At 38.5% G+C, this 11,384-nt stretch carries 11 protein-coding genes; 9 read left to right on the top strand and 2 right to left on the bottom strand.

Annotated elements, in window-relative coordinates:
- The 9 genes from ACWPWK_RS18695 to gstA all read left to right on the top strand — a co-directional run.
- Positions 1-624, top strand: a 624-nt coding sequence (locus ACWPWK_RS18695; RefSeq protein ID WP_454209231.1) for an LpxL/LpxP family acyltransferase, incomplete at its 5' end; no start/stop codon positions are given.
- 256 nt (positions 625-880) lie between these two features.
- Complete coding sequence (gene sapA / locus ACWPWK_RS18690) at positions 881-2,566, top strand: ABC transporter substrate-binding protein SapA (RefSeq protein WP_109372405.1); 1,686 nt, start codon at positions 881-883, stop codon at positions 2,564-2,566.
- 3 nt (positions 2,567-2,569) lie between these two features.
- On the top strand, positions 2,570-3,535 hold the full coding sequence (gene sapB / locus ACWPWK_RS18685; protein WP_088496042.1) for a putrescine export ABC transporter permease SapB: 966 nt from the start codon (positions 2,570-2,572) through the stop codon (positions 3,533-3,535).
- Positions 3,522-4,415, top strand: a complete 894-nt coding sequence (gene sapC, locus ACWPWK_RS18680; RefSeq protein ID WP_023582324.1) for a putrescine export ABC transporter permease SapC — start codon at positions 3,522-3,524, stop codon at positions 4,413-4,415. The genes sapB and sapC overlap by 14 nt, the downstream gene beginning before the upstream one ends.
- A complete protein-coding gene (gene sapD / locus ACWPWK_RS18675) occupies positions 4,415-5,416 on the top strand; it encodes a putrescine export ABC transporter ATP-binding protein SapD (RefSeq protein WP_088495738.1) in 1,002 nt (333 codons plus the stop codon). Before sapC ends, sapD begins: the two co-directional genes overlap by 1 nt.
- Positions 5,406-6,215, top strand: coding sequence for a putrescine export ABC transporter ATP-binding protein SapF (gene sapF / locus ACWPWK_RS18670; RefSeq protein ID WP_023582326.1), 810 nt, complete (start codon positions 5,406-5,408; stop codon positions 6,213-6,215). The genes sapD and sapF overlap by 11 nt, the downstream gene beginning before the upstream one ends.
- A 207-nt stretch (positions 6,216-6,422) precedes the next feature.
- On the top strand, positions 6,423-7,211 hold the full coding sequence (gene fabI, locus ACWPWK_RS18665) for an enoyl-ACP reductase FabI (RefSeq protein WP_072067955.1): 789 nt from the start codon (positions 6,423-6,425) through the stop codon (positions 7,209-7,211).
- A gap of 182 nt (positions 7,212-7,393) precedes the next feature.
- On the top strand, positions 7,394-8,098 hold the full coding sequence (locus ACWPWK_RS18660) for a DUF3592 domain-containing protein (RefSeq protein WP_109372406.1): 705 nt from the start codon (positions 7,394-7,396) through the stop codon (positions 8,096-8,098).
- Between the two features lie 213 nt (positions 8,099-8,311).
- The gene (gstA, locus tag ACWPWK_RS18655; RefSeq protein ID WP_109372407.1) at positions 8,312-8,923 is read left to right on the top strand and encodes a glutathione transferase GstA; all 612 of its coding nucleotides are present in this window, start codon (positions 8,312-8,314) and stop codon (positions 8,921-8,923) included.
- A gap of 90 nt (positions 8,924-9,013) precedes the next feature.
- Here the strand turns inward: gstA and pdxY are convergent, their stop codons facing one another.
- Positions 9,014-9,883, bottom strand: a complete 870-nt coding sequence (pdxY, locus tag ACWPWK_RS18650) for a pyridoxal kinase PdxY (protein WP_109372408.1) — start codon at positions 9,881-9,883, stop codon at positions 9,014-9,016.
- 122 nt (positions 9,884-10,005) lie between these two features.
- Positions 10,006-11,280: a tyrosine--tRNA ligase gene (tyrS, locus tag ACWPWK_RS18645; protein WP_036913193.1), complete on the bottom strand. Its 1,275-nt coding sequence runs from the start codon at positions 11,278-11,280 to the stop codon at positions 10,006-10,008.
- Positions 11,281-11,384 lie beyond the last annotated feature (104 nt).

Genomic DNA, 11,384 nt, shown 5'->3' with positions numbered 1-11,384 from the left:
CGATTAAAAAATCTCTTTGAAGTACAAGGGATCTCCAATTTTACTGATGCAAATGATAAAAAAGCTGGAATTTTATTAATTGGTATCCACTCTATGTCTCTAGAGCTGGGTGGGCGCATTATGGGGCTCTGTTTTCCTGTGAATGCGATGTATAGACCACATAATAATAAAGCGATGGAGTTTATCCAAACTAAAGCAAGATGCCGTTCAGATAAGGGCATGATAGATAGACGCAACTTAAAGTTTATGGTTATGGAGTTAAAAAAAGGGAAGGCAATTTGGTTTGCTCCTGACCAAGATTTTGGTTTAAAAGGTACAACATTTTCTCCATTCTTTTCTGTTGAAAAAACATCAACTTCAAAAGGAGTTGCTATATTAGCAAAACTATCAGGGGCACCTTCTTTAACTGTTACTTTGGTCAGAAATGAAAATCAGAAAGGTAAAAAATACAGTTTAATCATTGGTAAAGAATTGATTAATTATCCTTCTGAAGATATTCAAAATGACACAGATAGAATGAATAAGTTGATTGAAACCGAAATTATGCGAGCACCAGATCAATATTTATGGGCTCACCGCCGTTTTAAAACTCGACCAGCAGGTGAAGCCAGTTTTTATAATTAATTATGAATATATTATATAAAAAAAGACCAACACATGATGTGTTGGTCACAGTAAATACTGGAAGCAATGTGAGCAATGTCGTGCCCTCTGCGGAAAACCTCTTACCGCCGAAGGACAATACGGATGATAATCTTTATCATTAGCATTTGTAAAGCATTTTATTGAGAATTTTTCTCACTTTGTTTTTTTGACTATTTGGGGATAGAAAGTTTTTTAAGTTACAATAGCAAAATCGTTTCTCTAAAAGACATTATTTATGCGCCCTATTTTATTTATTGGTACTTTGCTACTCACCTTTACAAGCGTAACTTGTATTGCGGATGTAGCACCAAAAACACAAGCACCATCTATAACGCTTGAGCCAACTCCAATTAATCAAAATGGCTTTGTTTACTGTGTTGATGGCAGTGTAAATACCTTTAATCCACAACTATCAAGTAGTGGATTAATTATTGATCCTCTAGCTGCACAGCTCTATGACCGTCTTTTAGATGTCGACCCTTACACTTATCGCCTGATCCCTGAAATTGCAGCTCGATGGGAAACATTAGATAACGGCGCGACATACCGCTTTTATTTACGTAAAAATGTCTCCTTTCAACAAACATCTTGGTTCACACCAACACGTAAACTTACCGCTGATGATGTTATTTTTAGTTTTGAAAGGATGATCAATCCACAAAATCCTTTCAATCAAATTAATGGCGGGAAATACCCCTATTTTGACAGCTTAAGTTTTGCCAATAATATCCAATCGATAAAAAGACTAGGTCAATACACGGTAGAATTTAGCTTAAAAGAGCCTGACGCCTCTTTTCTATGGCATTTAGCAACACATTACGCCCCTATTCTTTCTGCCGAATACGCCCAAAATTTAGAAAAATCAGGCGATCAAACACAGCTTGATTGGAAACCAGTAGGAACAGGCCCTTTCTTTTTAGATGAATATCAACCAGGGCAATTTGTTCGTTTATTTAGAAATAAAGATTACTGGAAAGGCCAACCCAAAATGCAACAGATTGTTATTGATATGGGTGCAGGTGGTACAGGCCGTATATCTAAATTACTCACTGGTGAATGTGATGTTTTAGCCTATCCTGCCGCAAGCCAATTAAAAGTCTTACGTGACGATCCACGACTAAGATTAACGTTGCGTTCTGGTATGAATATCGCTTATTTAGCCTTTAACACCAGCAAACCACCCCTAAATGATCTTAAAGTTCGTCAAGCTATTGCTTATGCCATTAACAACGAACGTTTAATGGAATCTATTTATTATGGTACGGCAGAAACGGCAGCATCAGTGCTTCCTCGCGCATCTTGGGCTTATGATAACCGAGCAAAAATTACAGAATATAATCCTGAGAAATCGAAACAAATTCTTAAAGAGCTAGGCCTTGATGGGCTGAAATTAAATCTTTGGGTACCTAGCGCCTCACAATCTTATAATCCAAGCCCATTAAAAATGGCGGAACTTATTCAAGCAGACTTAGCGCAAGTGGGTATTCAAATGAGCATTCGTCCTATTGAAGGACGATATCAAGAAACGAGTATGATGGATCGCACTCATGATATGACCTTATCTGGTTGGTCAACTGACAGTAACGATCCTGATAGTTTTTTCCGTCCTCTCTTTAGCTGTGCAGCCATTGGCTCACAAACTAACTTAAGTCATTGGTGTTTACCTAACTTTGATGATATTTTGAAAAAAGCGCTTTATAGTCAGCAACTTGCTTCAAGAATGGATTATTATCATGAAGCTCAAGATATTCTTGCTCAAGAGTTACCAGTGTTGCCTTTAGCAAACTCTTTACGTATGCAAGCATATCGTTATGATATTAAAGGATTGGTATTGAGTACTTTTGGTAATGCGTCTTTTGCTGGTGTTTATCGAGAGGCAGAAGTAGACGAACAAAATCACAAGAAAGAGGCTATAAAATAATCCATGATTATTTATTCAATACGTCGATTGCTTTTATTGCTTGTGACACTGTTCTTTTTGTCGCTAGTGAGCTTTAGCCTAAGTTATTACACACCAAATGCCCCGTTAAGTGGTGCATCACTCACCGATGCCTACTTTTTTTATGCCCATAATATGATCCATTTTGATTTTGGTATTTCCTCTATCAATGGTGAACCTATCAAAGCGCAATTAGTAGAGGCACTTCCAGCGACCATGGAGCTTTGTACATTAGCTTTTCTTTTTGCCCTTATTGTAGGTATTCCTGCTGGTATTATTGCGGGAGTTTGGCGTAATAAATCCGCTGATATTATTATCAGTAACTTCGCGCTTTTAGGTTTCTCTGTGCCAGTATTTGGACTTGCATTGCTGCTAACGCTTTTCTTCTCACTAAAATTGGGTTGGCTACCTGTTTCAGGCCGTATTGATTTGCTTTATAACTTGCAGCCTATTACAGGCATTGCATTAGTGGATGCGTGGTTATCTGATTCACCTTATCGTCAACAAATGATCATTAATGTATTACAGCATTTAATTTTACCTGTAATAACTCTGGCTATTGCGCCAACAACCGAAGTTATTCGATTAATGCGAAACAGTACGGAAGAAATTATGTCAGAGAACTACGTGAAAGCAGCCGCAACTCGAGGTCTTTCACGTTTTACAATTATTCGTCGCCATATTCTTCATAATGCTTTACCTCCAATCATCCCTAAATTAGGCTTACAGTTCTCCACCATGCTTACGCTAACTATGGTAACAGAAATTGTATTTAACTGGCCGGGGCTTGGTCGTTGGTTGGTTACAGCAATCCGTCAACAAGATTACTCTGCTATTTCAGCTGGTGTAATGTTGGTGGGTTCAATGGTCATTATTGTCAACGTTTTATCAGATATTGTGGGCGCAATGAGCAACCCAATGAAACACAAGGTGGGATATGCCTTTAGATAGCCAATTTTATAAAGAGAAAAAAACACCCACACCCGCTGCGGTGATTTGGCAATGTTTTTCTAAAGACGTTATCTCAATGGTAGGGTTTTATGGCGTTCTTTTTCTCTTAGTGCTCAGTATTATAGGCCCTTATATTGCGCCTTATGCACTCGACCAACAATTTTTTGGCCATCAACTCACTCCACCATCTTGGTATCAAAACGGCAATGTCTCTTATTTCTTTGGTACAGATGATTTAGGACGTGATGTATTCAGCCGAATTTTAATTGGTACAAGCATGACCTTTGGTGGTGCATTTATTGTTACTTTTGCAGCGACACTGATGGGATTAATTATCGGTTGTTTTGCAGGTATGACTCATGGCTTAAAATCCGCTATTCTCAATCATATATTAGATACCCTGTTATCAATTCCATCCCTACTGCTTGCTATTATTGTTGTGGCTTTTGTTGGAACAAGTCTTGGTCATGCGATGATAGCGATTTGGCTGGCGCTGTTACCGCGTTTAGTCAGAATGATTTACTCTGCGGTTAATGATGAATTAAACAAAGAGTATGTTATTGCTTCTCGACTTGATGGTGCATCGAACATTTCCATTTTATGGTATACCGTACTGCCTAATATTACGCCTGTATTAGTTTCTGAATTAACACGCGCTTTCTCAATTGCTATTCTTGATATTACAGCATTAGGTTTTCTCAATTTAGGTGCCCAACTTCCTTCACCAGAATGGGGAGCGATGTTAGGTGATTCGTTAGAGTTAATATATGTTGCTCCTTGGACAGTCTTAATTCCGGGCGCCACAATTATGATAAGCGTTTTACTGGTGAACCTTTTAGGTGATGGTTTACAGCGTGCAATAAATGAGGGAGTTGAATAATGCCTTTATTAGATATACGCAATTTAACCATTGAATTTATGACACCCGATGGTCCAGTAAAAGCGGTAGATCGTGTTTCTATAACCTTAAATGAAGGTGAAGTGAGAGGTCTTGTTGGTGAATCAGGGTCGGGTAAAAGCTTAATTGCAAAAGCGATTTGTGGCGTTACAAAAGATAATATCAGTGTGACAGCCGATCGCTTTCGTTTTGATGATATCGACTTACTTAAATTATCACCAAGAGCTAGACGCCGTGTCATTGGTCATAATGTTTCAATGATTTTCCAAGAGCCACAATCTTGTCTTGATCCTGCTACAAAAATTGAGCAGCAACTTATACAGGCAATTCCTGGTTGGACTTTTAAAGGCCATTGGTGGCAACGCTTTCATTGGCGAAAGCGTCGCGCAATTGAACTATTGCACCGTGTAGGTATTAAAGATCACAAAGATATTATGCGCAGTTATCCTTATGAATTAACCGAGGGTGAATGCCAAAAGGTGATGATTGCCATTGCCATTGCAAATCAGCCTCGATTGCTGATTGCGGATGAACCGACTAACGCTATGGAGCCGGCAACACAAACCCAAATTTTTCGTTTACTGACTCGACTTAATCAAAATAACAATATGACCATTTTGTTGATTAGCCATGATTTGCAATGGATGAGCAAATTGGCGAATAAAATTACGGTTATGTATTGTGGTCAAACCGTCGAAACAGCATCCCCTGACGAGTTATTAGTGACACCTTATCACCCTTATACTCAGGCTTTGATCCGCTCTATTCCCGATTTTACCAACTCATTGGCACATAAGAGCCGTTTAAATACATTACCCGGCGCAATCCCCTCTCTTGAGCATTTACCTGTGGGGTGCCGCTTAGGACCTCGCTGCCCTTATGCGCAGCGACAATGTATTGAAGCACCTAGGTTACGTTTATTTAAAAACCATGCCGTGGCTTGTCATTTTCCGTTAAATGTGGAGCCAACTGATGTTCGATAAGCTGCTTGAGGTGAAAAATCTATCAAAAACATTTCGCTATCGTACCGGATTATTTCGGCGTCAGCAGTTAGAAGCCGTAAAACCTGTGAGTTTTACGCTAGAACCCAAGCAAACTTTAGCTATTATTGGCGCTAATGGTTCGGGAAAATCTACACTAGCGAGAATGTTATCAGGTGTGACAGAGCCTACGGGTGGCGATATTTTTATTAATGGGCATCAACTGACTTTTGGTGATTACCCTTATCGTAGTCAGCGAATTAGAATGATATTTCAAGATCCCACCAACTCATTAAACCCGCGCCAGCGTATTGGTCAAACATTAGAGATCCCTTTACGCCTGAATACAGACTTAAGTGCGATTGAGCGTGAAAAACGAATTTATCAAACATTACGCCAAGTGGGTCTTTTACCTGAACATGCAAACTATTATCCTCATATGTTTGCATCAGGTCAGCGCCAACGAATTGCGCTTGCACGAGCATTGATATTACAACCTCAAGTCATTATTGCCGATGAGGCAATAGCTTCGCTGGATATGTCTTTACGCTCACAAATAATAAACTTGATGTTAGAACTGCAAGAAACCCATGATATTGCCTATATTTATGTGACACAAAACTTAGGCATGACAAAACATATTAGCGATAAAATCATAGTGATGGATAATGGCGAAGTCGTTGAACGTGGTAATACAGCAGAAGTCCTTGCGTCACCATTACATGAAGTTACTCGAAGATTGGTAGCAAGTCACTTTGGTGAAGCCTTAACAGCAGAAGCTTGGCGTCAAGATTTGACTTAAGTGTAAACAATATAAGCATAATGTTGATTGCACATTATTTCACCCTTTTCCCTTAACTCCTCGGAGGTGCTAGGGAAATTAAACAAATTTACAAATGTCGTGGTAGAATCAGCCACGTTTATTAACAATAAGCGTGATAACCTAACAGATAAATAAAACTGTGAATGATGTTATTATCGCGATTTACGAAAAAACAAGGATACAGCTATGGGCTTTATGACCGGCAAACGCATTCTTATTACTGGTGTTGCTAGTAAATTATCAATTGCTTATGGTATTGCCAAAGCTATGCGTGACCAAGGTGCAGAACTTGCATTTACTTACCAAAATGAAAAACTGAAACCACGCGTTGAAGAATTTGCAGCATCATTAGACTCAAATATCGTATTAGAGTGTGATGTGTCAAAAGACGAAAGCATCGATACCATGTACGCAGAACTTGCAAAAGTTTGGCCAAAATACGATGGTTTTGTTCACTCTATCGGTTTTGCTCCTGCTGACCAATTAGATGGCGACTACGTTAATGCCGTAACTCGTGAAGGCTTTAAAATTGCTCACGATATCAGTGCATACAGCTTCGTTGCTATGGCGAAAGCAAGCCGTGAAATGCTAAATCCAAATTCAGCTCTATTAACTCTGACTTATTTAGGTGCTGAACGTGCGATCCCTAACTATAACGTTATGGGTCTTGCGAAAGCCTCTTTAGAAGCTAACGTTCGTTATATGGCAAATGCTATGGGTCCTGAAGGTATTCGTGTTAACGGTATCTCAGCAGGTCCGATCCGTACATTAGCGGCATCTGGTATCAAAGATTTCCGTAAAATGTTAAGCCATTGCGAGTCAGTAACTCCTCTGCGTCGTACTGTAACAACGGAAGATGTGGGTAATACAGCCGCATTCTTATGCTCTGACTTATCTGGTGGTATCACAGGTGAAATCATTCACGTAGATGGTGGTTTCAGCATCGCTGCAATGAATGAATTAGAATTAAAATAATTCTGTTCTATAAATAAATAGAAGCCAGTCTTACTGTTAAGGCTGGCTTTTTTATTATAACAATGCTGCTATTTATCCTTACTTTTTAATTGATTTTTTTCTTCTATTTTTTAGCTTATTCCTATAATCTTTTTTTTATACTAGCGCTAAAATAATCACCTATTAATAAAAGGACTTAATGTATGAAGAAATTTAGATTTCTGTTTTATATTTTTGCTCTTATTGGTGCAATTATTTTTGTTGTGGCGTTGTTTGTTATTAAATCTGAATTAAATGTAGTAAGAAATGGAATAGAGACAACAGGTGTTGTTATTGACCAAAGTGTGAGTAAATCTTCGGATGATAGAAGTATTTATCACCCTATTATTCGATTTAATACTGAAGATAATAGAGAAATAACGTTTCGCTCACCGGAAGGTGGCAATCAATCCCGCTTTTATCTTGGTGAAAAGATTAACGTTATTTATCTTCCAAGTGATCCACAAAGAGCAACAATAAACAATTTTTTAGGCTTATATGGCGCGGGTACTATATTAAGTATTTTTGGATTGGTATTTGCATCAACAGGGCTTATCCCTTTGTATTTTATCAGAAGAAGAGCAACAAGGGATCAACGACTAAAACGTGATGGGATGCCTATCAATGTAAAAATATCCGAAATTATTATTAATAGTCATATTCGTTTTAATCACCGTTCTCCCTATCAAATTATTGCTGATTATCATGATACATTAAACAATCGATTAATTCGTTATAAAAGTGGTTATATCTTTTTTGATCCCACGCCTTATATTAATAAAGAGCTTGTTACAGTCTATGTTGATAAACGAAATCCAAAAATCTATTACCTTGATATTTCTTTTTTACCCTCCTTTGAAGAGTCATAATTGAAGACGTCTTATATCCTATTAATATAAGGGGCATTTGTTTTCGTGTATTTTCATCAATTAACTGCCTTGTTCACAGATTTACAAAAGCCTTTTTTATTCGCACCATTTGAGTTTGCTAATTTCTTAGAACCTCTTATCATCTTATATTAGTGAAGATATTCTGATATCTGTAAGTTAATTCACCACCTCATTGATAGGGAGCTATTCAATATGAAATTGTACTACACGCCAGGTAGTTGCTCGCTTTCCCCTCATATCGTTTTACGTGAAACCGGTTTAGATTTTTCAATAGAGCGCATCGACTTACGTGCTAAGAAAACAGAATCGGGGAAAGATTTTCTAACCATCAACCCAAAAGGCCAAGTCCCTGTTCTTCAATTAGATAATGGTGATATTTTGACTGAAGGTGTTGCAATTGTTCAATACCTTGCAGACTTAAAACCAGATAGGAATTTAATTGCACCGCCAAAATCGCTAGAACGTTACCATCAAATTGAGTGGTTAAACTTTCTTGCCAGTGAAGTACATAAAGGCTATAGCCCTCTATTTTCACCAGATACACCTGAAAGCTATGTGGCTGTTATTAAAACTAAATTAAAAAGTAAATTTGCTTATATTAATGATGTATTAAGCAAGCAAAAATGTGCATGTGGTGAGCATTTTACGGTTATTGATGCCTATTTGTTTACATTAAGCCAATGGGCACCGCATGTCGGTTTAGATTTAACTGACTTAACACATCTGCAAGATTACCTAAAGCGTATTGCACAACGCCCTAATGTACATAGCGCACTGGTCACTGAAGGGTTAATTAAAGAGTAAGTTAAAACGTAATAAAAAATAAACTTAATACAATAAAAAAGCGGACGCAATATTCATATCCGCTTTTTCTTTTCTTAGGATTTGTGTGGTTTAATCTATCTGTGTTGCGCAGAATCTGTGTGTTGGATGCACCATTTGATCTTGAGCAGCAACAAGTTGCAGTTCGTACTCATTCATCTCTTTCGTTTTTAGCATCACTTCATAAACTGCCGCGGCAACGTGTTCTAATGCAGTTTGTAATTCAACACCTTTAAGTAAATCCACTAGCATTAAACCACTGGTTAAATCACCGACACCCACAGGTTGACGCTCACCAAAATCAACTAATGGACGGCTCACATGCCAACTATGTTCTGCGGTAACTAGCAGCATTTCAAAGCGATCATGACGATATCCAGCGCGTGATAAGTGTTTTACTAATACGACTTTTGGACCTTGTTTGCACAATTCACGAGCGGCTTTCACACATTCATCAACATTATGAAGGGCTTTGCCACCACTTAATGTTTCAAGTTCTAACAAATTAGGCGCAATGATATCGCTGATAGGTAACGCTTCTTCACACAGTACACCAGATACTTCTGGCGGCACGATACACCCTTTTTCAGGATGTCCCATTACAGGATCACAAAAATACCAGGCGTTAGGGTTCGCTTGTTTTACTTTTTTAACGATATCAACAATGCGTAAACCTTGTTCAGCCGATCCCAAATAACCACTTAGTACGGCATCACATTGTGAAAGTTTACCAATTGCGGCAATACCATCAACAATCTCAGTAATATGTTCTGCTGACATGACGCAGCCAGTCCATTTTTCTGGATATTGTGTGTGATTTGAAAATTGCACTGTATTTAGAGGCCAAACATTTACCCCCATACGACGCATTGGAAACTCAGAGGCGCTGTTACCTGCATGACCGAAAACAACATGTGACTGAATAGAGAGTATATTTTTCATGACATAAACCGATTATTGTGAATACACACAACACCCAAGCTTTATCATCATAGGCGAGGTATATACGTTTATTTATTGTTATTAAGAAAAAGGGCAACTCACCGGCTGCCCTTTACTGTCAATTATTTCCAGATAACGAGGCAGTAATGTTTTTTACCGCGACGCAAAATGGAGTAATGACCAAATAAGAAATCTTTTTCTTCAAAGACGTATTCAGGATTGTCTTGTTTTTCGCCATTAATTGAAACTGCGTTAGAGCCAATCATTGTACGAGCCTGACCGCGAGAAGGAACTAATTCTGCGTTAACCAGTGCTTGTTGCAAATCACTGCCTTTTTCTAACTCAATTGTTGGCATACCATCTTGTGCTAATTGCTCAAGGTCAGCTTGTGTTAAGTCTGCAATTGCACCAGAGAATAAGCTTTCTGTAATACGTTTAGCTGCGATTAAACCTTCTTCACCATGAACTAAACCAGTAACCAGTTCTGCTAATACACGTTGAGCACGAGGCGCTTGACCGCTATTTTTATCTTCTTCTTCAAGTGCATTAATTTCTTCAATGCTCATAAATGTGAAGAATTTTAAGAAGCGATAAACGTCAGCATCTGCTGTATTGATCCAGAATTGGTAGAATTTGTATGGGCTTGTTTTCTTAGGATCTAACCAAACCGCACCGCCTTCTGTCTTACCGAATTTAGTTCCATCAGATTTAGTAATTAATGGTACAGTCATACCAAATACTTGTTTCTGATTGAAACGACGGGTTAAATCGATACCTGAAGTGATATTACCCCACTGATCAGAGCCACCGATCTGTAATTCAACACCTAAATGCGTATTTAATGACGCAAAGTCATAAGCTTGTAATAGGTTATAGGCAAATTCAGTAAAAGAGATACCCACATCGTCACGGTTTAAACGTTGTTTAACCGCTTCTTTGTTGATCATTTGGTTCACAGAGAAGTGTTTACCGATATCACGCAGGAATGTCAGCACATCCATTTGACCAAACCAGTCATAGTTGTTTGCTAATTCCGCACTGTTTTCACCACTGTTGAAATCTAAGAAAGGTGACACTTGTTTACGAATTTTTTCTACCCATTCGTGAACAGTATCTTGGGTATTCAGTTTGCGCTCAGTGGCTTTAAAACTAGGATCACCAATTAGACCCGTTGCACCACCCACCAACGCCACAGGCTTATGCCCGGCTAGTTGGAATCGTTTTAAACACAGCAAAGGAACCAAATGCCCCAAGTGCAGGCTATCAGCGGTAGGATCGAAGCCACAATAGAGAGCGATAGGACCTTGCTCCAAACGCTCTACTAAAGCTGCCTCATCCGTGACCTGAGCGATTAGCCCACGCTCCTGCAATTGTGTGATTAGGTTCTTGCTAGACATCAATGACTCCATCGGTTTATTGTTTTTTTGTCTATTAAAATATAAGTGAAACACAAGTGGTATAGCATAAAGCGCCACTACATTAAGTACCAGTAGAAAAAGAC

This window comes from Proteus sp. Marseille-Q3619, assembly GCF_965283115.1.
The sequence above is the reverse complement of the archived record's forward strand: the minus strand, read 5'-3'. Positions and strand labels throughout refer to the sequence as shown.

What these genes read in the sequence shown, in the direction of transcription:
- sapF (WP_023582326.1), top strand. Translation starts at nt 5,406, where the DNA reads ATGTTCGATAAGCTGCTTGAGGTGAAAAATCTATCAAAAACATTTCGC.
- sapD (WP_088495738.1), top strand. Translation starts at nt 4,415, where the DNA reads ATGCCTTTATTAGATATACGCAATTTAACCATTGAATTTATGACACCC.
- sapC (WP_023582324.1), top strand. Translation starts at nt 3,522, where the DNA reads ATGCCTTTAGATAGCCAATTTTATAAAGAGAAAAAAACACCCACACCC.
- sapA (WP_109372405.1), top strand. Translation starts at nt 881, where the DNA reads ATGCGCCCTATTTTATTTATTGGTACTTTGCTACTCACCTTTACAAGC.
- fabI (WP_072067955.1), top strand. Translation starts at nt 6,423, where the DNA reads ATGGGCTTTATGACCGGCAAACGCATTCTTATTACTGGTGTTGCTAGT.
- sapB (WP_088496042.1), top strand. Translation starts at nt 2,570, where the DNA reads ATGATTATTTATTCAATACGTCGATTGCTTTTATTGCTTGTGACACTG.
- ACWPWK_RS18660 (WP_109372406.1), top strand. Translation starts at nt 7,394, where the DNA reads ATGAAGAAATTTAGATTTCTGTTTTATATTTTTGCTCTTATTGGTGCA.
- gstA (WP_109372407.1), top strand. Translation starts at nt 8,312, where the DNA reads ATGAAATTGTACTACACGCCAGGTAGTTGCTCGCTTTCCCCTCATATC.
- pdxY (WP_109372408.1), bottom strand. Translation starts at nt 9,883, where the DNA reads ATGAAAAATATACTCTCTATTCAGTCACATGTTGTTTTCGGTCATGCA.
- tyrS (WP_036913193.1), bottom strand. Translation starts at nt 11,280, where the DNA reads ATGTCTAGCAAGAACCTAATCACACAATTGCAGGAGCGTGGGCTAATC.